The sequence below is a fragment of the Aeromonas bivalvium genome (assembly GCF_046078285.1).
Lineage (GTDB): Bacteria > Pseudomonadota > Gammaproteobacteria > Enterobacterales > Aeromonadaceae > Aeromonas > Aeromonas bivalvium.
Genome location: NZ_JBGXBV010000002.1, coordinates 335,319 through 360,560 on the forward strand (window position 1 = coordinate 335,319; position 25,242 = coordinate 360,560).

General features: G+C 65.2%; 22 protein-coding genes. 8 read left to right on the forward strand and 14 right to left on the reverse strand.

The window, feature by feature from the left end; all coding sequences use genetic code 11:
• Positions 1–4: 4 nt before the first annotated feature.
• Complete coding sequence (locus ACEUCR_RS08730; RefSeq protein ID WP_041993430.1) at positions 5–430, reverse strand: Lrp/AsnC family transcriptional regulator; 426 nt, start codon at positions 428–430, stop codon at positions 5–7.
• 160 nt (positions 431–590) lie between these two features.
• Here ACEUCR_RS08730 and yjeH point away from each other — a divergent pair, with 160 nt between their 5' ends.
• On the forward strand, positions 591–1,868 hold the full coding sequence (gene yjeH, locus ACEUCR_RS08735) for an L-methionine/branched-chain amino acid transporter (RefSeq protein ID WP_408759684.1): 1,278 nt from the start codon (positions 591–593) through the stop codon (positions 1,866–1,868).
• Positions 1,869–1,941: 73 nt separating this feature from the next.
• Here yjeH and ACEUCR_RS08740 read toward each other — a convergent pair whose 3' ends face one another.
• The 3 genes from ACEUCR_RS08740 to ACEUCR_RS08750 form a co-directional block, all read right to left on the reverse strand.
• The gene (locus tag ACEUCR_RS08740) at positions 1,942–3,675 is read right to left on the reverse strand and encodes an ABC-F family ATP-binding cassette domain-containing protein (RefSeq protein ID WP_408789462.1); all 1,734 of its coding nucleotides are present in this window, start codon (positions 3,673–3,675) and stop codon (positions 1,942–1,944) included.
• A 345-nt stretch (positions 3,676–4,020) separates the two neighbouring features.
• Positions 4,021–4,458: a PliI family lysozyme inhibitor of I-type lysozyme gene (locus tag ACEUCR_RS08745; RefSeq protein WP_408789465.1), complete on the reverse strand. Its 438-nt coding sequence runs from the start codon at positions 4,456–4,458 to the stop codon at positions 4,021–4,023.
• An 80-nt stretch (positions 4,459–4,538) separates the two neighbouring features.
• Complete coding sequence (locus ACEUCR_RS08750; protein WP_408789467.1) at positions 4,539–6,569, reverse strand: M13 family metallopeptidase; 2,031 nt, start codon at positions 6,567–6,569, stop codon at positions 4,539–4,541.
• 130 nt (positions 6,570–6,699) lie between these two features.
• Here ACEUCR_RS08750 and tilS point away from each other — a divergent pair, with 130 nt between their 5' ends.
• Positions 6,700–8,055 (forward strand): tRNA lysidine(34) synthetase TilS, encoded by a 1,356-nt coding sequence (tilS, locus tag ACEUCR_RS08755; RefSeq protein WP_408789470.1) that lies wholly within the window; start codon positions 6,700–6,702, stop codon positions 8,053–8,055.
• Between the two features lie 216 nt (positions 8,056–8,271).
• On the opposite strand, the gene ACEUCR_RS08760 is transcribed toward tilS, so the two are convergent.
• Entirely contained in the window at positions 8,272–9,177 is a 906-nt protein-coding gene (locus ACEUCR_RS08760; RefSeq protein ID WP_111873793.1) for a GGDEF domain-containing protein, read from the reverse strand.
• A 128-nt stretch (positions 9,178–9,305) separates the two neighbouring features.
• On the opposite strand from ACEUCR_RS08760, the gene ACEUCR_RS08765 reads away from it, so the two are divergent.
• Positions 9,306–11,258 (forward strand): monovalent cation:proton antiporter family protein, encoded by a 1,953-nt coding sequence (locus tag ACEUCR_RS08765; protein WP_041993451.1) that lies wholly within the window; start codon positions 9,306–9,308, stop codon positions 11,256–11,258.
• Between the two features lie 93 nt (positions 11,259–11,351).
• On the opposite strand, the gene ACEUCR_RS08770 is transcribed toward ACEUCR_RS08765, so the two are convergent.
• The 4 genes from ACEUCR_RS08770 to ACEUCR_RS08785 all read right to left on the reverse strand — a co-directional run bounded on the left by ACEUCR_RS08770 (position 11,352) and on the right by ACEUCR_RS08785 (position 15,198).
• The gene (locus ACEUCR_RS08770; RefSeq protein ID WP_408789473.1) at positions 11,352–12,521 is read right to left on the reverse strand and encodes a patatin-like phospholipase family protein; all 1,170 of its coding nucleotides are present in this window, start codon (positions 12,519–12,521) and stop codon (positions 11,352–11,354) included.
• Positions 12,522–12,643: 122 nt separating this feature from the next.
• Positions 12,644–13,495, reverse strand: a complete 852-nt coding sequence (locus tag ACEUCR_RS08775) for an alpha/beta hydrolase (protein ID WP_041993459.1) — start codon at positions 13,493–13,495, stop codon at positions 12,644–12,646.
• Positions 13,496–13,666: 171 nt separating this feature from the next.
• Positions 13,667–14,254: a TetR/AcrR family transcriptional regulator gene (locus tag ACEUCR_RS08780; protein WP_408789476.1), complete on the reverse strand. Its 588-nt coding sequence runs from the start codon at positions 14,252–14,254 to the stop codon at positions 13,667–13,669.
• 299 nt (positions 14,255–14,553) lie between these two features.
• On the reverse strand, positions 14,554–15,198 hold the full coding sequence (locus ACEUCR_RS08785) for a response regulator (RefSeq protein ID WP_408789479.1): 645 nt from the start codon (positions 15,196–15,198) through the stop codon (positions 14,554–14,556).
• Between the two features lie 160 nt (positions 15,199–15,358).
• On the opposite strand from ACEUCR_RS08785, the gene ACEUCR_RS08790 reads away from it, so the two are divergent.
• The gene (locus ACEUCR_RS08790) at positions 15,359–15,988 is read left to right on the forward strand and encodes a glutathione S-transferase N-terminal domain-containing protein (RefSeq protein WP_041993466.1); all 630 of its coding nucleotides are present in this window, start codon (positions 15,359–15,361) and stop codon (positions 15,986–15,988) included.
• A 62-nt stretch (positions 15,989–16,050) separates the two neighbouring features.
• On the opposite strand, the gene ACEUCR_RS08795 is transcribed toward ACEUCR_RS08790, so the two are convergent.
• The 5 genes from ACEUCR_RS08795 to ACEUCR_RS08815 form a co-directional block, all read right to left on the reverse strand.
• On the reverse strand, positions 16,051–18,165 hold the full coding sequence (locus tag ACEUCR_RS08795; RefSeq protein ID WP_408789482.1) for an alpha-amylase: 2,115 nt from the start codon (positions 18,163–18,165) through the stop codon (positions 16,051–16,053).
• 219 nt (positions 18,166–18,384) lie between these two features.
• Positions 18,385–19,539 carry a membrane protein gene (locus tag ACEUCR_RS08800; RefSeq protein ID WP_041993470.1) on the reverse strand — a complete coding sequence of 385 codons (1,155 nt, stop codon included), beginning with the start codon at positions 19,537–19,539 and terminating at the stop codon, positions 18,385–18,387.
• Positions 19,539–19,910, reverse strand: coding sequence for a GtrA family protein (locus ACEUCR_RS08805; RefSeq protein ID WP_041993472.1), 372 nt, complete (start codon positions 19,908–19,910; stop codon positions 19,539–19,541). The genes ACEUCR_RS08800 and ACEUCR_RS08805 overlap by 1 nt, the downstream gene beginning before the upstream one ends.
• The gene (locus ACEUCR_RS08810) at positions 19,907–20,959 is read right to left on the reverse strand and encodes a glycosyltransferase family 2 protein (RefSeq protein ID WP_408789485.1); all 1,053 of its coding nucleotides are present in this window, start codon (positions 20,957–20,959) and stop codon (positions 19,907–19,909) included. Before ACEUCR_RS08810 ends, ACEUCR_RS08805 begins: the two co-directional genes overlap by 4 nt.
• 29 nt (positions 20,960–20,988) lie before the next feature.
• A complete protein-coding gene (locus ACEUCR_RS08815; protein ID WP_041993476.1) occupies positions 20,989–21,549 on the reverse strand; it encodes a hypothetical protein in 561 nt (186 codons plus the stop codon).
• Positions 21,550–21,883: 334 nt separating this feature from the next.
• Between ACEUCR_RS08815 and ACEUCR_RS08820 the strand changes: the two genes are divergently transcribed.
• From ACEUCR_RS08820 to ACEUCR_RS08835, 4 genes are all read left to right on the forward strand, one after another.
• On the forward strand, positions 21,884–22,648 hold the full coding sequence (locus tag ACEUCR_RS08820; RefSeq protein WP_408789488.1) for a substrate-binding periplasmic protein: 765 nt from the start codon (positions 21,884–21,886) through the stop codon (positions 22,646–22,648).
• An 83-nt stretch (positions 22,649–22,731) separates the two neighbouring features.
• Positions 22,732–24,216 carry a L,D-transpeptidase family protein gene (locus ACEUCR_RS08825; protein WP_408789491.1) on the forward strand — a complete coding sequence of 495 codons (1,485 nt, stop codon included), beginning with the start codon at positions 22,732–22,734 and terminating at the stop codon, positions 24,214–24,216.
• A 132-nt stretch (positions 24,217–24,348) separates the two neighbouring features.
• Complete coding sequence (locus tag ACEUCR_RS08830) at positions 24,349–24,894, forward strand: YcbK family protein (RefSeq protein ID WP_111873800.1); 546 nt, start codon at positions 24,349–24,351, stop codon at positions 24,892–24,894.
• A 76-nt stretch (positions 24,895–24,970) separates the two neighbouring features.
• Positions 24,971–25,222, forward strand: coding sequence for a lipoprotein (locus ACEUCR_RS08835; RefSeq protein WP_041993488.1), 252 nt, complete (start codon positions 24,971–24,973; stop codon positions 25,220–25,222).
• Positions 25,223–25,242 lie beyond the last annotated feature (20 nt).

Below are 25,242 nucleotides of genomic sequence, written 5' to 3' on the forward strand. Positions count from 1 at the left end.
GGGTTTAGCGGGTACGATCCACCAGTTCACTGAGGATGGTGTGGGTCTTGATCATGGTGAGCTGGGGCAGGGCCTCCAGCTGCTGGCGGATGGCTTCGAGCCGCGCCATGCCGGCCACCCTCACCTGCACCAGCATGTCGGTATCGCCACTGATGCTGTAACACAGGCGCACCTCGGGGATCTGGCCGATGAGGGCGCCATACTGTTCGCAGCGGGGCGTGCGAAAGCAGAGTTCGAAGAAGGCGCTGATCTGCCCCTCTGGCTCGGCCAGCACGGCGCGATAACCCAGGATGATGCCCCGTTCTTCCAGGCGTTTGAGCCGCTCGCTCACCGCCGAGCGGGACAGGGCCACCGCCTCGGCCAGCTTGCTGATGCTGAGGCGGCCATCCTGCTGCAGCAGGGCCACCATCTTCTCGTCGTATCTGTCCACCTTGCCTCTTTGTTGCCTCTGTTGGGGGCGTTCGATCCGCTGCCGACGAAATGGCGGCGACAACCGTCACTTCGCCGTCGCCAAGGGGCGGCTTGATGGCTTATCAGCCGCGCCGATTTGGCCTAACATGGTGGGCGATTCTCACATCGGACAAGGGATTATGTCGAGTTTAAAGAAGGATTTGGGTCTGTGGCAGGGGATGGGATTGCTGGCGACCTCCTTGCTGGGCACCGGAATATTCGTGGTGCCGGCCGCCGCCGCCTCCCTGGCAGGGGAAGCCTCCCTCTGGGCCTGGGGGCTGCTCATCGTGCTGGTGCTGCCCATCGCCTTCACCTTCGCCAGGCTGGGGCGCCGCTATCCCCACGCGGGGGGCGCGCCTCATCTTATCGGCAAGGCGTTCGGGGCCGGGGCCGAGCGCTACTCGGCCTTTCTGTTCCTGGCGGTGCTGCCGGTGGGGCTGCCCGCCGCCCTCACCATAGCGGCGGGATTCTGGCACGCCCTGTTCGAGCTCGGCGAGCTGACCCTGTGGGCCATCCAGCTGCTGACCCTGCTGGGGGTGCTGCTGCTGGGGCTGCGGGGGGCGCGCTCTTCGGGCAACCTGCAACTGCTGATCGCCCTGGCCATCGTGGGGCTGACCCTGCTCATCGCCATCAAGGGGGAGATCCGCTGGCAGGACGCGGCGACGCCCCTGCCCGCCCCGGGGCAGTGGCCAGCCATGGCCACTGCCCTGGCGGTGATGTTCTGGTGCTTCGTCGGCCTGGAGGCCTTCGCCCACATGGGGGAGGAGTTCAGAAACCCGGAGCGGGACTACCCCCTGGCTCTGCTCGGCGGCGTCCTGCTGGCCGGGCTCATCTACTGGGTTCACTCCCTGGTGGTGCTCAAGTACGGTCTCTACGGTGACGAGGCGACCAATGCCACCGCCATCCCGACCCTGCTTTCCCTGCTGTTCGGCCCCACCGCCAAGTGGCTGGTGGCCATCCTGGGTTACCTCTCCTGCTTTGCCAGCATCAACATCTACCTGCAAGGCTTTGCGCGGCTTATCTGGAGCATGGCGCGGGAAGGCAAGCTGCCCGCGTCCCTGGCCACCCTGTCGGCCCGGGGGGCGCCGGTACGGGCCCTCGGCTGGGTGATCGTCGTCTGCGTCCTCTCCATCACCCTGATCCTCTACTGGACCCTGCCCCTGGATACCCTGATCCGCTACGCCAACGGCAACTTCGTGCTGGTCTATCTGCTGTGCATGGCGGCGGGCTGGCGTCTGCTGACGGGAGGCGGCAAGTGGCTGGCGGGGGTGAGCGTGCTGCTCTGTCTTGCCGTGCTGGTGGCGCTTGCCTCCCAGGTACTCTATGCCGTGCTGCTCAGTCTGGGGTATGGCGGCTTTTCGTTGTGGCGGCGCAGGCGCCGCCGCATGCTGGCCGGCGACGTCTGCGCCATCAAGTAACCTTCAAAAAAGCCCCGCAGTGCGGGGCTTGTCGTCGATGCACAGGCATTGAGATGTACCGGGAAGGCTCACCTCAGTGGGCGCCGAGCCCCAGGCGAATGGCCAGGGCTTGCAGCTCGCCCCGCCACTGCTGTTGCAGGCGCGGGGTCTGGTGCCTGGGCTTGCGGGCCAGATCGGCGGCGAGCAGGGCATCGAGCTCGTACCAGCGCGCCAGCAGCGCCTCTTCGTCATTCCCCGTGGCGGCCGCGGCCTGCGCTTCACCTGATTGAGCCGGGCTGCCCGCCTGGGGCAAGGGGGCATCGCCCAGCAGCTCGGCATAGGCCCGCTCGGCGCTGTGAGCCTCCTGGATGCGCCCGTCCTTGATCAGCCAGAAGCGGTTGCAGCTGCGCTCGATCAGCTCCCGGTCATGGGAGACCAGCAGCACGCCCCCCGGGAAGGCGGCAATGGCCTCGGCCAGCTCCTCCTTGCCCGCCAGATCCAGGTGGTTGGTGGGCTCGTCGAGCCAGAGCATGTGGTGGCTGCCGAGCGACAGGGCGAGAAACAGCAGCCGTGCCCGCTCGCCCCCGCTCAGGGTGCGCACCTGCTGGCCGTGACGGACATAGGGGAAGCCCGCCCGGATCAGCGCCTGACGCCGCGTCACCTCAGGCAGGGGGGCCAGCGGGTAGAGGGCGTCGCTCAGGGTGGCGTCGTCCGCCAGCTGCTGCAGGGACTGATCGTAATAGGCGATGCTGGCGCCGGGGTGGCAGTACCAGCCCGCCTGCGGACTCTGGGTGGCCAGCTCGCGCCAGCACTGGCGCAGCAGGGAGGACTTGCCGGTGCCGTTGGCACCGAGCAGGGCGACCCTGTCTCCCGCCCGCAGCCAGAGCCCCTCTGCCCGCAGCAGCAGCGGCAGTGCCGGCGCCGGCGATACGTCGAGGGCCTCCAGTCGCAGCAATGTGTCGGCGGGCAGGCTCAGCCCGTGCAGCTCGAGTCGCCAGGGGGCCGGCGCCGCGACCTGGCTCTGCTCCTCCTGCAGGCGGGCGACGCGTTTTTCCATGGACTTGGCCTGGCGCACCAGCTTCTCGTTGTCATACTCGCGCCCCCAGATGGCGAGACGTTTGCTGCTGGCGCTCAGGCGGTCTATCTCCTTTTGCTCGTCCGCCCTGCGCAGGCGGGTCTGCTCATCCTCGGCAGCCAGCGCCGCCCGGGCCTGGCTGCAGGGCAGGGCGAAGCGGTGCAGCTGGCCGCCCTGCAGGATCAGGGTCTGATCCGTGACCCTGTCCAGCAGGCGAGCGTCGTGGGAGACCAGCACCAAGGCGCCGCGCCAGCCCAGCAGAAACTGCTCGAGCCAGAGCAGGGCGGGCAAGTCCAGGTGGTTGCTGGGCTCATCGAGCAGCAGCAGATTGGGTTGGCGCAGCAGGGCGCGGCCTATCTGCAGCCGGCTGTGCTGGCCACCGCTGAGCGCAGTGACCGGCAGCGCGGCCTGGGCCTCCAGCTGCAGTTCGGCCAGCAGCTTGTCCACCTGCCATTCGGCGCCCGGGTCGTTGCCCAGGGCATCCAGCAGCACGGCGCGGGTGCTGAGGAGCGAGAGCCCGGCTGGCAGTTGCTGGGCCACGAACTCGCAGCGGCAGGCGGCGGCCTGCACGACCCGGCCGGCCTGGGGCGTGCGCTCGCCCGCCAGCAGCGCGAGCAATGTGCTCTTGCCGCAGCCGTTGGCGCCAATCAGGCCGAGTCGGTCGCCTGCGCGAATGCCGAGTTCGAGGTGGTTAAATAACGGAAGGTGCCCCGCACTCATCTGCAGGGAATGGGTACTCATCAGGGTTGTCATGCTCTTGCTCTCTTAAATCGCGGGATGGGAAATCCCTGTCATCAGGAGCGCTGGCGACAACGGCAGAGTCGAGAAAGGTCTCGGTATGGAAGGGAGTCGGCTTTGCTCGAACCCGCTATCGCAGCGCGATGGTATGCAGGCAAGAGCACTTGAATGTGCCGAACAGGCGAGCCGAGAACATCGGACACGCTTGGATAACCATTTTTTACCTCCTTGTGTTTCGTTATGGCAGGGTGCGGCGAGTATAAGCGCAGAAAAAATAAGCGTCCATCCGCCCTGTGGGGGGGCGCCGCATCGGGAGGCGCGGGGTAAAAAAACGCCCCGCTGGCGGGGCGTGAGGGTTTGTCAGTCGCGCGGGGTCTTGAGGGCCTCAATCACATCGTCACTGGGGGCCAGTCCCTCCACGTGGTTGAAGGTGTCCAGCCCCTTCTGGGGCAAGATGGTGAAGGCGTCGGCGCTCAGGTAGCTGCCGCTGCCGGCGCTCTCGACGATGACGATGAGCTCGGGCTGCTTGTCGCCGTCGAGATCCTGCAGCTTGAGTGCCTTGATGCTGCCGTCTCGCAGCAGCACCTTGCCGTCGATGAACTGATCCAGCGGAAACTGGGGATTGGCACCCGTGTAGAGGCGCACGTCGTAGCTGCCGGTGGAGGCGGGCTCGCCGCGCCCTTCGCCGACGGTCACCACCTGGCCTGAGGGGAGCGTCAGCTGTTGGAAGAAGCCGTCCGCCGCCAGGGTGGTCAGGGGCAGGGTGAGCAGGCCGAGAGCAAGGAATAAGGCTTTCATGGATGTGACCCTTGTTGCTGCTTGTTGTGTCTGTGACGGACAGGGGGCCGCTGGTCGGCCGCCCCCTGCCCGGGTTGTCATCACCAGATCTTGACCCGCTTGGCCGGGGCCAGATAGAGCTTGTCCTGGGGATCTATGTTGAACGCCTCGTAGAAGGCGGGGATGTTCGGCACCACGCCGTTGACCCTGTATTCGGGCGGAGAGTGGGGATCCGAGGCGAGCAGCATCTGCATCAGCTCGGGGCGATACTTGCCCTTCCACACCTGGGCCCAGCCGAGGAAGAAGCGCTGCTCGCCGGTGAAGCCGTCCAGCACAGGCGCCTCCTTGCCGGCCAGGGAGATCTCGTAGGCCTTGTGGGCTATGGTGAGGCCGCCGAGATCGCCTATGTTCTCCCCCAGGGTGAACTGGCCGTTGACGAACTGGCCGTCGATGGGCTCGAAGCGGTTGTACTGGGCCACCAGCCGGCTGGTGCGAAAGCGAAACTCCTTGAGATCCTGCGCCGTCCACCAGTCGCGCAGCACGCCGTCACCGTCGGATTTGGCCCCCTGATCATCGAAACCGTGGCCCATCTCGTGGCCGATCACCCCGCCGATGGCGCCGTAGTTGACCGCGTCGTCCGCCGCCATGTCGAAGAAGGGGGGCTGGAGTATGGCGGCCGGGAAGACGATCTCGTTGTTGCTCGGGTTGTAGTAGGCGTTCACCGTCTGGGGCGACATGTACCAGAGATCCTTGTCGACCGGGGTGCCGAGGCGATCCAGGCTCTCCTGGTACTCGAAGGCGCGGGCCCGCATCAGGTTGCCCACCAGATCATCGGGCTCGACCCGGATGCCGCTGTAATCCCGCCACTTGTCCGGGTAGCCTATCTTGGGCCTGAACTTGGCGAGCTTCTCCCTGGCCTGGCGCTTGGTGTCCGGGGACATCCAGTCCAGCTCCTCAATGCTCTGGCCATAGGCGGTGCGCAGGTTCTCCACCAGCTGCTCCATGCGGGCCTTGGCCTCGGGGGGGAAGTATTGCGCCACATAGCGTTTGCCAACCGCCTCCCCCAGGTGGGCATCGAGCACCGCCAGGGCCCGCTCCCAGGGGGCGCGCTGCTTGGGGGTGCCGCTCAGAGTGGTGCCGAAGAAGGCGAAGTTGGCCCTGTCGGTCTCGCCGTCGAGGTAGGGGGCATAGTCGCTGATGAGCTGCCACTTGAGGTAGCTGCGCCACTGGGTGGTCGGGGTCTGGGCCATCAGCGCGTCCAAGGCCTGGAGGTAGCCGGGCTGCCCCAGGATCAGCTGGCGCTGATGGGCGATCCCCGCCTCGGCGAGATAGCTCTGCCAGTCGATATGGGGGGCGAGGCGGCCGAGTTCACCCGTGGCCAGCTTGTTGTAGCTCTTCTCCCTGTCCCGCAGCGCCACCTTGTCCCACTGGATGCGGGCAATGGCGGCTTCCAGCGCCACTATCTGCGCGGCCTGGGTGTTGGCATCGTCCTCGCCGGCCCGGCCCAGCATGGTGGCGATGTGCTGCTGGTACTGCCGGCGCAGGTTCACGCTGGCCGCATCTGTCTTGAGGTAGTAGTCCCTGTCCGGCAGGCCGAGACCGGACTGGCCGAGATTGACGATGTACTGGCTCGGCGCCTTGGCATCCGGCCCTATCCAGAAGCCGAAGGGGGCATTGCCGCCGACCTTGCCGGCGCGGGCCAGGGCACGGGCCAGGCTCTGGCTGTCGCTCACCTTGTCCAGCTCGGCGAGCAGGGGGCGCAGCGGGCTCATGCCCCTGGCATCCCGGGTCTGCTGATCCAGGTAGCTGGCGTAAAAATCGCGGATCTGCTGATCTTCCGAGCCCTGGGGCGCGTCCTTGGGCAGGGCTTCTATCAGGGTACGCACGTCCGCCAGGGACTTGTCGCGCAGGGTGTAGAAGGCGCCGTCGGCGGGCCTGTCATCGGGGATCTGGGCGCTGGCGAGCCAGCGGCCGTTGGCATAACGGAAAAAATCGTCGCCCGGTTTGACGCCGGTATCCATGTTGGCCAGGTTCAGTCCTGAACGGGCCTGGCTCTGATGGTCTCCCTGGCTGCAACCAGCCAGCAGTGCCAGGGCGATGAGCCCGGCCAGTATGCTTTTCTTGTTGTGCATTCTTATGGTTCCAATTCGGGTCATTTGCTTCCTTGCTCAAGGGGTGAGCAGGCGATTTCACTCTAACAGCCGGGGTACAGCTTGATAAGCCCGCATCTGCTAAGATGGTCCGTCCATCCTGGGGAAGCCTATGATTTCTCGACTCTATTCACGTTTCTGTCAGACCCTGCCGACGCCAACAAGTTCCAGCGCCCTGCTGGTGGCGTACAGCGGCGGTCTGGATTCCACCCTGCTGCTGCTGCTGGCCGAGCGTTACGCCCGCGAGCATCGACTGCCCCTGGGCGCCCTGCATGTGCATCATGGTCTGAGCCCTCACGCCGACGAGTGGGCCGAGCGCTGCGCCGCCCTCTGTCGGCAGCTGGGGGTGGCGCTGCAGGTGGAGCGGGTTCAGCTGGCGCGAGGCAATGGCGAGAGTCTCGAGGCCCAGGCCCGCAGCGCGCGCTACGCCAGGCTTGGGGCGGCCCTGCCTCCCGGCGGCTGGCTGCTCACCGCCCACCATCAGGACGATCAGCTGGAGACCCTGTTGCTGGCCCTCAAGCGTGGCGCCGGCCCCCGGGGGCTGGCCGGGATACTGCCGAGCCAGCCCTTCGCCGACGGGCTGCTGCTGCGCCCCCTGCTGGCGGAGCCCCGTCAGGTGCTGGCCGAGGCAGTGGGGGAGGCCGGGGTGAGCTGGGTCGAGGATGAGAGCAATCAGGATGTGAGTTACGATCGCAACTTCCTGCGCCAGCAGGTGATCCCTGTGCTCAAGGCGCGCTGGCCCGCCATCGCCGAGACGGCGGCCCGCAGCATGGCCCTGTGCGCCGAGCAGGAGACGCTCCTCGCCGAGCTGGCCGAGGGAGATTGGCAACGGGCGGGGGACGGAGAGGCGCTGCGCATAGCCCCCCTCCATGAGTTGAGCCCCGCCAGGCGCAACAACCTGCTGCGCCACTGGATCCGGCGCCAGGGGGGGGAGATGCCGGCCCGGGATCAGCTGGCCCGGCTCTGGGACGAGCTGGCACTGGCCCGCCCCGATGCCAACCCCCAGCTCAACTGGGGGCGGGTGAGCTGCCGCCGCCATCAGGGGCGGCTCTATCTGGTGCGCCCGGATCTCGCCCCCCTGAGCGATCAGATCCCCCTCACCCTCGGGGTGAGGGCGACCCTGCCGGAGGAGTTGGGCACCCTGGGCGTTATCCAAAGCGAGGAGGGGCCCCTGCGGTTGCCCCGGGCCGATGAACCTCTTTCCCTGCGCTTCGCGGTGGCGCCGGGCCAGACCTTGAGGCCCCAGGGGCGGGGCGGGAGCCGCCGCCTCAAGAAGCTGTGGCAGGAGTACGGCATCCCCTCCTGGCAGCGAGGCCGCGTGCCCATTCTCTTCTATGGGGAGCAGCCGGCCGCGGTGCCTGGCCTTTTCATCTGCGAGGGGTTCGCCCGCACGGGTCCGCAGGGACTGTCCTGGCTGCGGCAGGGCCCACCCGTCAATCCGCAAGAGGGGGATGACCCCTTGCCATGAAAACATCGAGGCGGCCATTGGCCGCCTCGATGTTTTGCTGTGTTCATGCCGCCATGCGAGTGACTGGGAAGGTCAGGCCGTGCCATCCGCCTTTTTGCGGGCGCCAGGGCTGCTGCTGTTTCAGGCCGTTCCATCCGCCTTCTTGCGGGCGCCAGGGCTGCTGCTGTTTCAGGCCGTGCCATCCGCCTTCTTGCGGGCGCCAGGGCTGCTGCTGTTTCAGGCCGTTCCATCCGCCTTCTTGCGGGCGTAGAGGTGGCTGTCGGCCGTCTCGTACAGGGTGTAGACATCCATGCCGGGTTGCCAGCAGGCGGCCCCCAGGGTGCAACCGACCGAGAAGCTCGCCAGCTCCTGGTGGCTGCGCAGCATCTGTTGCAGCCGCAACCAGACCGGGCGCCAGGCCTCGGGTTCGGCGGGTTGCAGCAGCAGGGCAAATTCGTCGCCGCCGAGGCGAAACGCCTGATCCGTGGCGCGAATGCTCTGGCCCAGCAGCTGGGCGAAGCGGCTGAGCACCAGATCGCCCACCGGGTGACCCCAGGTGTCGTTGATCTGCTTGAATCTGTCGAGATCCAGCAGCACCAGCACCAGGCCATGAGGGTCGCGGCTGTGCTGCTCCACGGCGCGGCCGAGGGCCTCGTCGAAGTAGGCGCGATTGCCGAGGCCGGTCAGGTGATCGAGGCGTACCTGCTGTTCCAGATTGGCCAGGCGCAGGTAGAGGGGCAGGGCCAGCTGCAACTGACGATGGCAGCTCTGCAACTCGGCGATCTGACCCTCGCTCGGGATCTGGGTCAGCTGGTAGTGGAGCTGGCCAAGGCAGAGGCCGTGACTGTCCTTGAGGGGAAACTGGTGGCTGTGCAGGCTGATCTGCTCCTGGGGCAGACACTGGATCAGGCTGTGGTGAGCCGGCCCTTCGAGGCAGAGGCTGTGAATGCGGACAACCCTTGCCGCCGTGCGGGCAAAGATTGCCAGCAGCTCGCTCAGGGTCTGCTGGCCGAGCAGGCGCTCGAGCAGACCCTTGTCCGCCTGTTTGAGGGCGGGCGTCTGATGATCCAGCTGGCGGATCCACTGGGTTGCATCGAAGCCGACCGAGGCGTTTGCCTCTCTCCAAGATATTGAATTGTCCATTCTCTTTCCTCACCTAGCGGCCCTCTGGCCCGCCCCTGGCAGTCGAAATGCAAAAGCTGTGCCCAAAATATGTTCTATGGGACCAACCCAGGCTGGCTAGACTTAAGTCGATAAAAATGGAGGAAAAATTGTATACGGAATTCTTGATCCTGCTCTCTGCCGCCGTCCTGCTGGTGGCGGTTTTCCGGCGCCTGGGACTGCCGGTGATCCTCGCCTACCTGATCGCCGGCGTGCTGCTGGGCCCCCATGGCCTGGCGCTGGTGAAGGAGCAGGCCATGATGCACACCCTGGGGGAGCTGGGGGTGGTCTTCCTGATGTTCTCCCTCGGCCTCGAGTTCTCCCTCTCCAAGCTCATCGCCATGCGCAGCCTGGTGGTCGGGGTGGGGGGGCTGCAGGTGGTGCTGACCACGGCGTTGTTCTGCTGGCTGGGCTGGCTGTGGGGGCTGACCCTGCCCCAGGCCCTGGTGGTGGCCGGCACCCTCAGCCTCTCCTCGACCGCCGTGGTGATCAAGCAGCTGGGGGAGCAGAAGCAGCTCCATACCCGGCGAGCCCAGCTGGGGGTCAGCGTCCTGCTGTTCCAGGATCTTGCCGTGGTGCCCCTGCTGGTGATGATCCCCATACTGGCCGAACCCGAGGCCCAGGGAGAGGCCCTGCTGGCGGCCATCTCCTGGGCTTCCCTCAAGGGGATCCTGGCCCTGCTCGGCCTGCTGGCGGTGGGCAAGTGGCTGCTGCCCTCCCTGTTTCACGAGGTGGCCCGGGCCCGCTCCGATGAGCTGTTCGTCCTGAGCGCCCTGCTGGTGGCCCTGCTCGCGGCCTCCTTGACCCAGTGGATGGGGCTCTCCATGGCCCTGGGGGCCTTCCTGGCGGGCATGATGCTGGGGGAGTCCCACTATCGCCACCAGCTGGAGGTAGACATCAAGCCGTTTCGCGACGTGCTGATGGGACTCTTCTTCGTCACCATCGGCATGACCATGGACTGGCTGCTGGTGGTGCGCCATGGCTGGCAGCTGATGGGCTTCGTCCTGCTGCTGATGCTGCTCAAATCCTTGCTGGTACTGCTGGCGGGGCGCCTGATGGGGGAGCGCAAGCGCGATGCCCTCGCGGCGGGCATCATGCTCAGCCAGGTCGGGGAGTTTGGTTTCGTGCTGCTGGCCCTGGCTCATCAATACGGCATGCTGGGTCAGCGTCTCGTCTCCCTGCTGATCGGGGTCGGGGTCATCTCCATCGCCCTTACCCCCTGGCTGGTGGGGCGATCCCGGGAGCTGGCGCGCTGGCTGAGCCGCTCCCCCCTGCTCGGTGAATCCGAGCTGGCCCAATCCGGCCTTGGCAAGAGTGGTCATGTCATCATCGCCGGGTTCGGCCGGGCCGGTCAGACCTGCGCCCGCTTCCTCAAGCTGGAGGGGATCCCCTTCCTGGCCCTGGACCTGGATCCCGAGCGGGTCGGCGAGGCCAAGCTGGCGGGGGAGCAGGTCGCCTTTGGCGATGCCAGCCGGCGGGACATACTGCTGGCAGCCGGTCTGACCCGGGCCAGGCTGGTGATCATCACCTTCGACGATGCCAAGCGGATCGACGCCATGCTTGCCCTCATCCCCCAGCTGGCCGAGGGGGTCAAGGTGCTGGTGCGCACCCGGGACGATCGCCTGCTCGAGCAGTACAAGCAGGCGGGGGCCCATGAGGTGGTACCCGAATCCCAGGAGGGAACCCTGATGCTGGTCTCCCACCTGCTGCGCCACTGCGAGGTGCCCATAGGCCGGGTGATCCGGCGTATGGAGCAGGAGCGATCCAGCCAGTATTCCTTCCTGCACGGTTTCTACTGGGGCGAGCAGAGCGCCCAGGGGCTGGAGCGGGACCATGGTCTGGAGCGGCTGCATCCGGTGCGGCTCAGCGACCAGGCCTGGGCCATCGGTCGCCGGGTCCACGAGCTGGCCCTGGGATCGGTGCACATCAAGGAGCTGCACCGGGCGGGGGAGGTGCTGGAGGCCAGGGGGGAGCTGCGGCTGGAGGCGGAGGATACGCTAGTGCTCTTTGGCACCAATGCCGCCATAGAGCAGGCCGAGCAGCGCCTGCTGGAGGGGGGCTGACGGCCTTTCGTATCGAGCCGGAGCGCCTCTTGGCAACCCCATGGTCGGCCCCGAGCCGCGGCGGCTGAGGGGCCTCTTGCCGGGGCGCCCAGGCTAGCGGCTGGGGTTGGCCTGGCGCGGTTGGGGCTGGGTCAGCGGACTCTGGATGTCGAGGAAGCGGGCCACCCTCTCCCTGTCGTCCAGAGTGTCCTGATAGCCGAGGGCAATCAGCTGCTGGCAGTAACCGGGCACGAACATCAGGAAGCTGGCCAGACTGCTGGCTTCATCCCCCTTGACCCCGAGGATCCGCAGCAGGCGCCGCATCTTGGTCGGCAACTGCGGCAGGAAGGGGAGTGCCAGCAGATCGAGATCCTGGCTCGGCTGCAACAGGCAGGCCTCCACCTCCTTGAGTTTGAGCCTGGCCCTGTCCCGTTCCGGGATGAGCGACAGGGTGAGGTTGATGCGCCCGAGCCGCTCCAGATCCGAGTTGAGGGTATCGGTGAACACTGTCTCCAGCAGGTGGCTGGCGATGTGGGAGCTGGTCAGCCGCTCCCGGAACTGGCCCTGGCCTGGCTCGGGCGGCGAGGCCAGGGCGATGGCGAGGATCCGCTCCGCTCCCAGGTGGATGGCCGGGCTCAGGGGGCTGAGCTGGTGGATGGAGCCATCCCCATAGAATTTGTCGCCGATGCGGGTGGCGGGAAACACGAAGGGCAGGGCGCTGGAGGCGAGCAGATGATCCGAGGTGATCAGGGTGCGGACGCCGCGCCTGCGCTCCCGCTGCCAGGGCTGGTGCTGGGATCGCCCCTGGAAGAAGGTGGTGCTGAGCCCGTCCCCGTAGTCCGATGCCGTGATGGCCAGGGCCTCCAGGCTGCCGTAGAGGATGTTGTCATCGATGCGGTGATAGTCGATGAGCTGTTCGAGCAGCTTGCGCAGGGGGCCGTTGTCGAACAGGTTGAAGGCGCGGTTCGGGTCCGGGTGGATCAGGCCGGCCGAGCCCTCGTAGAGCAGGCGCCAGAGCAGGCGACCCGGGTGAAAATCGAAGATGTGATGCGTCTCGAAGCGGCGCCAGACCCACTCCAGTTTGCGTACCCCGAGCTGAAAGCAGGAGGCGTGGCAGGCGAGAGAGGTGGCGTTGAGGGCGCCGGCCGAGGTGCCGCACAGTATGGGGAAGGGGATCCCCTGATTGCGGGGATAGAATTCGGCAATGGCCTTGAGGGCGCCAACCTGGTAGGCGGCGCGTGCGCCACCGCCGGTTAACAGCAGTGCTGTATTGGGTCTGGCCATAGGGATGCGCCTTATGGTGAGTGCAAGGGCGGTTGCCACCGCGCCACTTAACTATAAGAGCTTGTATCCGGGATAAAAATGGGCCGCGATCTCATTTTTCACGGCCCGTTGGCAGCCGGGGCCTAGGAGGCTGACTGGCTCAGCTGGGCGAAGGCGGCAAACAGGGCCGGGCTCGCCAGGATGCGGCCATGACCCAGCCCCTGAGTGGAAATGAGGCGGGTACGGCCGTCCTGGCTGGCGCGCAATGAGTCTTTGTGGGGGGCGAACCTGTCCGCCTCGTCGTGGACGATGAGGGTCGGGCCGCTGCGTCTGGCCAGGGCGGCCAGGGGATCCACCTCGCTCAAAGGGTGTTGGTACTCCTGCTCTATCTCCTTGACCACGGCATCGAACAGCCGCATCGAATAACCGGATCGCGCCACCATGGCGTAGAGCTGGGGCACATAGTCGATGACGGGGGCGACCAGCAGCAGGGGGCAGTGCTCCAGGCCGGGATGGCGGCTGGAGAGGGCGACAGCGCCCCCCATGCTGTGGGCCATGACCCCATGGATGGGGCCGACCCGCTCGATCAGCTCATCCAGCGCCCGTACGAAGCGGGGCAGGTGGCCCGTGCTGCCCTCGCTGTTGCCATGGGCGGGATGATCATAGGCGATGGCGGTGAAGCCCTGGGCCGCAACCTGCTCCATCAGCGGGAACAACTGACTGGCGCTGCCAGACCAGCCGTGCATCAGCAGCCAGACCGGACCCTGGCCGAGCCGGTAACTCATCAGCTGCCCCTCGCCGGTGTGGACGGCCTGCCGGACGAGCCCCTCGGGCGCGGCCTGGTCCCGCTGATTGCGCTGGGGAGTCAGCAGCAGGCGGCTGGCGGTACGCCTGGCGTGGCGCGGGGCCAGGCCGTGGTGCAGTCGGGTGCCTATGCCCAGCAACCACTTGCTCGGGCTGAATCGGCGGGTGTTGAAGTAGATCTTGCTGCTCATGGGTCAATCCTGTGGCGACACGGGGCGAGCGCATCATTGGGTTGCGAACGGTCGTGCTTTTTTGTCGGTTTTAAAAAAATGCTGGTCGGCGGTGAAAAGCGGCCCGGCCAGCCTTGCCTGCTAGCGTGGATCGCAGGCCCTCCTGGCGCCTCTTTCGGCCTCAGGGCGGGGTCAGTGCGCGCGCCAGCTGGCCAGCAGCGCCTCCACCTCGGGCCAGAAATGTTGCCCGGCATCCTGGCACAGTCCCAGGGCACCGAACACCTGATCCCCCAGATAGAGGCCATAGAGGCGGTAGACGGCGCGCCAGGGATCCAGATCCCCGCGCCACTCCCCCTGCTCCTGACCCTGCACCACCTGGCGAGCCAGGTAGTCGAGCCAGAAGCGCACCAGCTGGCGGGCCGCCTGCTGTACCGCCCCCTCTTGTGCCGAGGTCCAGGCATCGAGGAACATGCAGCGTCCGGCGAAACTCTGGTTCCAGGCCAGCCAGGCGTGCAGCAGGGCCGTCAGCTTCTCGCCCTGGCTCGGGTGCTGCTGCCGGCGTACCGGCTGGATCACCCTGCTCCGAAACACCTCTGCGGCATGCTCGAGCACGGCGATCTGCAGGTTGTCGCGGGATTGGAAGTGGGCGAACAGGCCGCTCTTGGACATGTCGCAGGCACTGGCCAGGGAGCCTATGGTCAGGCTTTCCAGCCCCTGGATGCTCGCCTGCTCGAAGCCCTGGTCCAGAATGTACTCCCGGGTCAACCGGCCCTTGCTCATCCCATTCCCTCTCTCGTCCGGCTCGCCAGCATAGAGGACGATCGTGCTAATTGTCGAGCCACAAATATTGCGAAAAGGCGTCAATGTCAGGCCAGGTGGGGGTATTTAGATGGTTGTTTGGATCCTGGTGTGAGGCGGGGCAGCCTCAGTCGTCCCTGATGTCCATCTGCTGGAGCGCAATGACCGCCTGGGTACGATGCTTTGCGCCGAGGCTGTGAGGGCTTGGTCGTCCTTGATGTCCATCTGCTGGAGCGCAATGACCGCCTGGGTACGGTGCTTTGCGCCGAGGCTGTGAGGGCTTAGTCGTCCTTGATGTCCATCTGCTGGAGCGCAATGACCGCCTGGGTACGGTTCTTGACCCCGAGTTTGCGAAAGATGGCCGTGATATGGGCCTTGATGGTGGCCTCGGAGACATTGAGCTCCCAGGCGATCTGTTTGTTGAGGCTGCCGTCCCGCAGCATCACCAGCACCTTGTACTGCTGGGGAGTGAGGCTGGCGAGCTTGCTGGCCAAGTCGGGGCCGTCCTCGTACTCGGACTGGAGCGAGATCCCCTCGGGCAGCCAGGTATCCCCGGCGATGACGGCGTTGAGGGCCGTCACCAGCTGCTGGAGAGGGGAGGATTTGGGGATGAAGCCGAGGGCACCGAGCCGCAGCACCTGGGCAATGATGGCGGGATCCTCCGAGGCCGAGACCACGACGATGGGCAGGTCCGGATACTGGCCGCGCAGGTGTACCAGCCCCTCGAAGCCGTTGGCGCCCGGCATCTTGAGATCCAGCAGCAGCAGATCGACCTCGGCATGGGCCGCCAGCAGCTGGGCCAGGCTGTCGATGGAGTCCGCTTCCAGCAGCTGGGCATCGCTGATGGCCATGTGCACGGCCTGATAGAGGGCGCCCCGAAACAGGGGGTGGTCATCTGCGATGACGATGGTAAATTGGCTGTCCATAGCTCGATGTTAACTATTTGTTTTGGAACACCAAACTAGCACCGCCGCCCATGAGGGTCAAACCCGTGGCGCGACAATTGTGATGCCTGGCCGGGATAGGTTGCAACCTTGTCAATAGCCGCTGCCGGCCGCCGATGGCACAGGGATAGAGGAGAAGCAGATGGACGAGATGGTATTGACGGTGGGGACCGGCTCGACCTGGGCGATGCGAGCCGCCCTGGTGCTGGGGCTCAGCGGACTGGCGTGGCGCGAGCGGGCCTTCGATCTGGCGGATGCCGCCGACATGCATCGCCTCAAGCAGCAGGCTCCGGCCGGCCTGGTGCCCTGGCTGGATCATGGGGCCGTGCGGGTACATGACTCCCTGGCCATCGCCGAATACCTGCATGAGATCTGCCCCGAGCGCCACCTGTATCCGTCGGATCGGGCCGAGCGCGCCCTGGCCCGCAGCCTGTGCGCCGAGCTGCACGCCGGGTTTGGCCAGACGCGCACCCTGCTGCCCTTCTTCCTCGGCGCCCCCAGGGTGCAGGAGCCGCCCCTGGCGGCGCTGCCCGAGCTGGCCAGGTTGCAGGTGCTCTGGTCCCAGGCAGGGGCCGAGTTCTACTTCGGCGCCCCCGGCATAGTGGATGCTTGCTATGCCGTCATGGCGCAGCGGCTGTTCAACTACGGCATCTGGTTGCCGGGGGCGGCGGGGGCCTATCAGCATCGCCTGCTGGCCTGGCCCCTGTGGCAGGAGACCCTGGCCCGGGCCACCGACCAGTGGCCCGCGCTGGCCGCCCAGTCCCAGGGCTGATCTGGGCTGGGAAATGGGAAGAGGGGAGCCATGGGCTCCCCTCTTTATTTCTGGCTTGGCCGCTACTGCTGGCGGCCGGCAAACACCACCACCACCTTGTCCTCCCCCTTCTCCCGGACGAAGCCGTAGGGGGCATCGGAAATCTTCTTGTGGCTGCCCGCGGCGATGGCCGGATGGGCGGCGCGGAACTGGCCGAGCCGCTGCCAGTGCTTGACCAGCTCGGCCTTGTCGCCACTGGCCAGCTCCTGCCAGTTCATGTCGGAGCGCACGCTCTGATCGAACACGCCGCCATCCTTGGCCAGCCCCCGGCCGGACTCGTCCCCGTAGTAGATCTGGATGCCCCCCGGCAGCAGCATGAAGCTGTTGGCCACCCGCCGTTGCAGCGCCACGTCCTGGTAGTCGCCGAAGAAGAGCTTGGTGTCGTGGGAGCTGATGTAGCTCAGCACGTTGAACTCGGGATCCTGGTTGATGCGGCTGGCGTAGCTGGCATAGGTGGGCTCGGCTCCTGCCAGGCACTGGGCCTGGGGCAGGGCGAACTCGCGCTGGTAGTCGAAGTTGATCAGGGAGTCGAAGCCGTGCTGATACCAGAAATCCTTGCTCACCCCGTGATCCCACACCTCGCCCACCATGTAAAAGGGCAGATCATCGAGGGCCTTGTCCGGGTTGGCGGCCTTCCACTCCTTGAGTGCGGCGGTGCCCGCCAGCTTGAGCCTGGCCCAGACTTCCGGTTCCAGGTGCTTGACGGTGTCGGCCCGAAAGCCGTCGATACCGAAACGGCGCACCCAGTCGGTGTGCCAGGCGATGAGGTAATCGCTCACGCTTGCATTGGACAGCGCCCTGGCCCGGGTGTCTTTTTTCGCCGCCAGCAGGGGCGGCAGGCCCACCGGTTTGGCTGATTCGGTGAGAAAATCCGGCAGCCCCGCCACCGAGCCGGTGACGTCGTCTGTGCCGGGTTGGGGGTAGCCGGGCAGACCGGCGCGCACCCAGTCAGGGCCCCACCATTTGTTGCTCCAATCGCTCGATTGATAGTCGATGAACTGGTTGTAGCCATGCCAGTTGAGGCCGCCGCTCGGGCGCCATTCGTTCCAGCGGCTCGGCAGCTTGCCGGTGTGCTGGGTCAGATCGGTAAGCCCCAGATCCTGCAGATCGGCCAGGGTGGCGTAACCTGCATGGTTCATCACCACATCCAGGATGATCCGCATGCCGCGCCTGTGGGCCTCGTCCACCAGGGTTTTCAGACTCTCCTCGTCGCCGTAGTTGGGATCAATCCTGGTGAAGTCCAGTGCCCAGTAGCCGTGGTAGGCGTAGAAGGGGAAGTTGCCCTGTTCGCCACCACCGATGAAGCCGTGCACCTGCTCCACCATGGGGGTGATCCAGATGGCGTTGATGCCGAGGGACTTGATGTAGTCGAGCTTCTCGGTCAGTCCCTTGAAGTCGCCGCCGTGCCAGGTGGCCACTTCGTCCTGGCCATCCTTCTGGCGGCCGAAGCTGTGATCATTGCTGGGGTCGCCGTTGTGGAAGCGGTCGGTCAGGAGGAAATAGACGCTCGCCTGATCCCAGCTGAAGGGGACCGGTTTGGCGGCCTTGACCGGTTCGAGCAGCAGCAGGCCGCCGCTCTCCTTGCTCGGCGTCAGGGTGAGCTTGCCCCCCTTGACCACGGCTTCCTGTCCCGAGTAAGCCTCCCGCAGCCGGGTGCCGTCGGGCCAGACCCCTTTCAGGGATACGGTAACCGGGCCGCCATCCCAGCTGATGCAGGACTCCGCTGGCGGCTGGCGTTTGAACTCGCTCTTCTTGGTTGCCCGCAGCACCTTGAGGCTGGGGGTATCGGGGTTGAAGCTGAACTCGTAGTCCCCCGCCAGAACGACTCTCAGGGTGAAACTTGTCCCCTTGGCGCACTTGTCCATGGGCTGGGCGGTGCCGAAGGGGAGGGGCCTCGCCTCGGTGGGCCCGAAGCTGGTGCCGCAGCGGTTGCCGGCATCGCCGATGCGGATCTGGTGGCTGCCCTTGGTCAGGGGATGGGTCAGGGTGATCATGCCCTTGTCCAGCGTCACGGCGTCGCCGACCGGCTCGCCATCCACATAGAGACGAACCTCGGGGGCGGCCAGTACCTGATGGGGAAGCAGCGGGCCGGCCAGCAGGGCGAGCCACAGGGGAGAGAAGCGAAGCGAGGGACGCATATGCCATTCCTTGAGCAGGGCAGTTCGAATGAGCACCCATTCTAGGAGGGGGACTCGCCTCCTTGGATCGGCAAAATGCCGATCTGTGAGCTCTGTGACCCTGGTTACGTTTTCAAGGATGGGAAAGTGTGACGGGGGCAAAGCGGGGGAGCAGGCCTGCCAGAACAATGCCGGTCCCTTGACCGGCATTCAGCCATGGCTCTCTTCGTTACCTCTGGGTCAGACGGTGAAGAAGAGGTGGTTGACGAAGGCGACCGCGATGAAGGAGGCCACCATGCCGGAGAGGCAGAGCACGGCCGGGCGCAGGGCGGGCCAGCGGTGGGTCAGCAGTATGATGGCCAGCAGGGTCGGGTAGAGGCCGAACATGTAGCGCGGCATGGCGTTGAGCCCCGTCATCAGAGGTATGGTGCAGCAGATGAACATCAGGGTCGCCTCGGCCCAGCGCTTCTGGCTGAACAGATAGAGGTTCAGGGCCCAGCCAAACATCACCATGATGGAGAGATAGGCCTTGCGTCCCCCCAGCTCGAAGCCGCTCAGCCACCAGTCCAGGGGGCTGTCCATTTCACGGCCCCAGGCGACCTGGATGTGCTTGAAGGCGAAGGCATCCCCCACCAGGTTGTGCAGATAGACCATGTAGGCGAACAGGCCAAACGGGATCAGCCAGAGGGTGAACACCACCTTGAGGGTGCGCTCGGTGAAGCGGAAAAACTCCCGCCAGCCGTAGGCCTGCAGCGCCAGGATCAGCACGGGGAACACCATCATCACCCCCAGATTGCGGGTCCCCGAGATGAAGATGCCGAGGAAGGCGACCATGAGCCACTGTTCCCGATAGGCGAACAGGAACATGGCAAGCATGAGCGCCATGAACATGGGCTCGGTATAGCCCGAGACGAAGTAGGCGGAGAAGGGGGAGAAGGCGAGCAGCCAGACCCCGAAGCGGGCGGTATCGTCCCCCAGCCTGAGCTGGCGCAACACCAGCAGCATCAGCGGCAGGCTGATGAAGAAGGCGAGGTTGGCCACCAGCATCAGGCCGAACAGGCTCTCGACCTCGAGCAGGTTGGAGATGCTGCCGGCCAGTATGGGGTAGAGAGGCATGAAGGCCCAGTTGGCCGCATTGCCCTTGCTGAGCCAGCGGGGGTAGAGGTCATAGCCATTTTCGATGATGCGCTGGAACCAGACGCAGTCGAACTGGCAATAGGCCTGGAAGGGGCCCACATCGGGGCCGTAAAGCTGGGTACCGAAGTAGCCCATGCCGTACAGGGCGAGCCGGCTCAGGAAGAAGGCGGCAAGGATCAGCAGCCAGTCCCGGCCAGCGAGGCGCAGGGAGGGGCGATAGGGGGCGTTTGCCCCCTGGGACAGGGTCAGGTCACTCATCAGGCAAATACCCAGATACGGGAGAGAACATAGGTCAGTACGGTCACCGTCAGGGTGGCGATGACCACGGGCAGCAGGCCGGAGAGCCCGGCAAACAGCAGGCCGCTCAGGATCAGGTTGCGCACCGCCAGGGAGAAGAGCGCCACCAGCAGAAACTTGCCGGCAGCCCCCTGTTTCTGGAAGGTGATGTACCTGTGCCCGAAGAAGGAGAACCAGAAGGCGATCAGGAAGGCGAGGGTGGTGACCAGGTGTTCATTGATGCCCGGCCAGCCATGAAACAGGGCGAAGGAGGTGCCCAGATCCACCAGGGTGGCGCCTCCCCCGACGAAACCGAATCGCACCAGACGCCAGCATTCATCCCGGGAGATCATGGGGTCTGCTGCTCCTTGTCGTCGCTGTCCTGGGCGGATTGCACCGGCTTGGCCGCCTTGGCCCGACTCTTGCGCACAGCGGGCTTGCCCGCCTCATCGGCGGCATATTGGCCATAGACCCCTTCGACCAGATAGACGGGGCGCTGCTTCACTTCCACAAACATGCGGCCTATGTACTCGCCTATGATGCCCAGCGACAACAGCTGGATGCCGCCGAGGAAAAGCACCACCGACATCAGGGAGGCGTAGCCGGGCACGTCGATGCCGAAGAAGAGCACCTGGGTCACTATCTTGAGGATGTAGAGGAAGGCGATGAAGGAGACCCCGATCCCCACATAGCTCCACACCCGCAGCGGCCAGCTGGAGAAGCTCATCAAACCGTCGAGGGCGAAGTTCCACAGCTTCCAGTAGTTGAACTTGGTCTCGCCGGCGTGACGGGCGGGGCGCTCGTAGGGGACACCGACGGCGCGAAAACCGGCCCAGGCGAACAGGCCTTTCATGAAGCGGTTGCGCTCGGGCAGCTGCTTGAGCGCCTCCACCACCCGGCGATCGATCAGGCGAAAATCACCGGCATTCTCCGGCAGCTTGGTGGTGCTGGAGAGCATGTTGAAGAAGCGATAGAAGCCGCCGGCGGTGATCCGCTTCATCGGGGTGTCGGCGCTGCGGTCGACCCGGATGCCGTAGACGGTGTCGTAGTCACCGCTCTGCCACAGCTTGACGAACTCCAGGATGAGGGCAGGGGGATCCTGCAAGTCCACATCCATGGGCACCATGGCATCGCCGCGGGCCTGGTGCAGACCGGCGGTCATGGCCGCCTCCTTGCCGAAGTTGCGGGCCAGGTTGACCAGGGTGACGCGTGGATCCCGGGCGATGGCCCGCTCGATCACCTCGCGGGTGCTGTCACGGCTGCCGTCATTGACGAAGACGATCTCCAGGTGCTCCCTGATGGAGGCAAGTTCTGTGTCTATCGCGGCAATGAAGGCATCTATGCTCTCTTCCTCGTTATAAACGGGCACGACCAGAGAGAGTCGGAAATCGGCTTGCGACATGGGGTTGTCCTTATAGGAGAACGGGGACTTCAGTGGAGAAGGGGGCGACTGGGCTCTGTGGTCAGGCGCAGTGATTCGACATTGAGCGGGGTGGCGGTCGACAGGGCCAGGAAGTTGAGCTGCTGGGGATCCTGGTTCAGGGCCTCACCGGGCAGGCGGAAGTTGATCTCGTTCAGCCCCGCCTTGGCCAGCTTGACCGTGGTGACGAAGTCATTGCCCATGGCGACCTTGAGCAGGGCGCCCGCCTCGGGGCTGTTGATGCGCGCCTGGACCGTCAGGGTGTGGGCCGCGCCGCGCTGGGGCAGCAGGAAGTAGAGGCCGCCCTGGCCGCTGAGCTGGGTGCCTTGTTCGCTCGGCTTCTTGGCCCAGCCTTCGCTTGAGAGAAAACGGCTCGGCTTGGTCAGGTTGAGCTCGTTGCCCACCCGATAGGTCATGCTGGAATTGTGTTCCCAGAAGCGGGTCTTGCCTTCCAGGTAATAGAGGCGGTAGGCCAGGCTCACGTCGGGGTGGGCAGCCAGATAGAGGGTGTAGAGATAAAAGCCGCTCAAGGCGAGGATGGCTGTGATGAATCCGAACTTTTTGTAAGTCATATTGCTCTCTACGGCCTGTGGCGGGGCTAACCGCGCATATGCTAATCCAATTGCAAAAAAAGCATAGTGGATCACAAAAAAATATTTGGTCACATATTAACCCCAGCCTAGCCCCAGGCCAACCAGGCTCGCCACCTCTCGGGGGACGGGCAGACCAGGCTTCATATGGGTTTATCTCCCCGGAGGCGCCATATGACGGGCCCCCGGGCCGTGGAGCGCCTCCTGGCCGAAGGGCAAGGGTGCGTCATGGCCTGACACCTGTTTTTCGGCGGTGGCAGTCGCCATGTCATCTTTCTCCCTTTATGATGGACTCACTCTTGCGCAAGGATGGCCCATGAACCGCTTGTTTCTCCCCCTGATCGTCTTGTTGTTGTCACCGGCCTTGCTGGCGGCAACCGAATGCGCGTCCCCGCTGCGGGTCGGGTTCGACGATTGGCCCCCTTATCACTACCGTGAGGCGCCGCCGCCGTCCCGGGTGCACGGCTACGCGGCCGAGGTGCTGTCTGCCGTGCTGGCCAGAATGGGCTGCGAGGTCACCTATCTGGAGCTGCCGTGGAAGCGGGTGCTCCATGGGCTGGAGTACGGCGAGATCGATGTGGCGATGGAAGCCAACATGAACGATGAACGTGCCCGTTATGCCTATTTTTCCGATCCCTACAACCCGGGGCGTACCCTGCTGTGGGTGCGGCAGGGCAAGGTGTATCAGGAGCAGGATCTGGCGACCTGGCTGGCCAAGGGGTACCGGCTGGGGATCACCAAGGATTACTTTTACGGTGATGAGGTGATGGCCTTGCTCGCCCGCTATCCCGGGCAGGTGAGCGCGGTGAGCGACAAGCAGAATTACGTCAAGCTGGCTCGGGGCCGCATCGACGGATTCCTTGGGGACATGCTGGCGACCCCCAGCGGGCTCGGCAAGGAGGGGATGGAAGGCCAGTTCTCGTACCATCCCATGGTGGTGTATGAGTCGCCGAGCTACTTTATGCTGAGTCGGCAAACTGTCTCTGCCCACTTCCTGGCGCAGTTCAACCAGGCTCTGGCTGCCTTCAAGGCAACCAGTGACTATGAGCGGATCTGGCGGCGCTATACCCGGGTGCGCTAGCCAGCTTGCGCCGATTGTCGCATCATGGGCAGACAGTCAGGCCGTATCGATTGCAAGCAATGTTCGGATGAATTGAGGTTCACATGGCAAAGAAGTATTGGTTGGCATTGGCAAACCTGATGTGGCTGGGGTGCTGGCCGCTGGGGCAGGCGCAGGCCACCGAAACCGCCGTGGTGGTGAGTGCGGCAAGCGGAACCCATGAGTGGTACCAGGATGCCAGGGCCGAGCAGGCCAGGCACGAGCTGGAGCAGCAGCTGCAGGAGGCGGTGCTGGCCCAGCTGCACCCCGAGTTCAAGCCCTTGTGGCAGCGGCTCAAGGCTACCCCAGAGCAGGAGCGTGGTCCCCTCTATGACGAGGCATTTGGCAAGCTGGCCCGCTTCCAGCAAGGGTGGCGTGCCATGGATCTCGTCGCGCGCGAGCAGCTCAAGACCCGCAAGCTGGATCTCTCCCTGCCTCCGATCCTGCCGCCGGAGGGAGGCGATCTGCTCGAACAAGTCATGAGCCTGCGTCCCCAGGTGGCGGAATACGATGCGGTGCGGGCCCAGGTGGCGCGCCTGCTTGCCCTGCCCATGGCCAGGGACTGGCCGACTCTCGCCATGCCGACCCTGAGGCTGGGCGAGCCCTCCCCCGCACTCGGGCAGATCCGCGCCATGCTCAACGAACTCGGCGATATCGCCCCCGCCCACGAGGACGAGCGCTATGATCCCGAGACCGAGCAGGCGATCAGGCTGTTTCAGGGCCGTCACGGCCTGACCGCAGACGGCATCATAGGTCGCCGCACCCTGGCCTGGCTCAACACGGGCCCAGTGGTGCGCGCCAGCCTGCTGCTGCGCAATCTCTGGCGGCGGGATCTGGTGGATCACCTGGTGGGCAGCCGTTACGTGCTGGTCAATATTCCCGACTATCGGCTGAGCGTGGTGCAGGGGGGGAGCGAGGTGTTCACCAGCCGGGTCATCGTCGGCAAGGAGCAGCGGGAGACCCCCATCCTCGCCAGCGAGATCCGCTCAGTGGTGCTCAACCCCGCCTGGCATGTGCCCAGATCCATCCTGAGCAAGGACATACTGCCCAAGCTGAGCCGGGATCCGGGTTATCTTGCCCGGGAGCGGTTCGAGGTGACGGACAGTGCAGGCAATCCCCTCTACTTCACCGAGGAGCAGTGGCACCAGGCCCTGGCCGAGGGCTTCCCCTACCGGCTGCGGCAAAAACCGGGGGACCACAATGCCCTGGGTCGTTACAAGTTCTACCTGCCCAACAATGACGCCATCTATCTCCACTCCACTCCGGGCAAGCGCTTGTTCGAGCAGGGGGCACGGGCCTTCAGCTCGGGCTGCATCCGGGTCGAACATGCCGATGATCTGGCCGAACTGCTGCTGGCCGACTCCCGTTACCAGCCGGACAAGGTGGCCAGCCTGTTGAAAGAGGAGAAGACCAAGTGGTTGCCCCTCAGCACGCCGACCCCTGTGTTTACCGTCTACTGGAGCAGCTGGATCGACAGTGACGGGCGCCAGCAGCTGCGCAGCGACATCTATGGATTTGATCGAGTCAGCTTCCAGCCCCAACTCTTGTGATCCCGCACACAGAGTCGACAGCCCGGCCCCGGCCGGGCTTTTTGTCGGCGGGTTTGGGTTTGACAGGGGGGCGAGGCGGCGGGTAAGTTCGAGCGGTTGTATCAAATTCATTCACATACGGACGGAGCCGACATGCTCGACACAGAGATAAGCCGACGCCGCCTGCTGTTGGGGGCCGGTTGTGCGATGGGCGCCAGCCTGCTCTCCTTTCCGGCCCTGGCGAGCCGCAGCACCCACAGCCGCGAGCTGAGCTTCTTCAACCTCAATACCGGCGAGCGGGTCAAGGCAAGCTACTGGGAGCAGGGGCGTTACCTGCCCGATGGTCTGGCCGAACTCAATCACCTGCTGCGTGACTACAGGCGGGACGAGGTGTTCAACATGGATCGCAAGCTGTTCGATCAGCTCTTCCTGTTGCAGCAACGCCTCGGCCACAGGGGCGAGATCCAGCTCATCTCGGGTTACCGTTCCCCCGCCACCAATGCCGCCAAGCACAGACGGAGCAAGGGGGTTGCCAAGCGCAGCTATCACACCCTGGGCCAGGCGGTCGATGTGCGGCTGCAAGGGGTGCAGCTCGCCCACCTGCACAAGGCGGCGCTGCAGCTCAAGGTGGGCGGGGTGGGTTACTACCCCAGCGACAATTTCGTTCACCTCGATACCGGCCCGGCCCGCAGTTGGTAGACTCATTCGGCCTTATTTGCTGACAGGGGCGGGACCGGCCTGCTAGGCTTTGCGCTCACCAGAAGAGGAGAACGAGATGAAGCAGATCCTGATAGGTGCCTTGATGGCCCTGGCGTTGACGGGTTGCAGCAAGGTCAACCGTGACAACTATGAGAAGCTGGAGATGGGGATCAGCTACAGCCAGGCCAGTGCCATCCTCGGCAAGGCGGACAGTTGTGACGACGTGCTCGGCACCACCAGCTGTGTCTGGGGCGACGCCGAGCAGAACATCAAGATCCGGTTCATCGCCGACAAGGCGACCTTCTTCAGCTCGGAAGGGATCAAGTAGCCCCGAGCAACAAAAAAGCG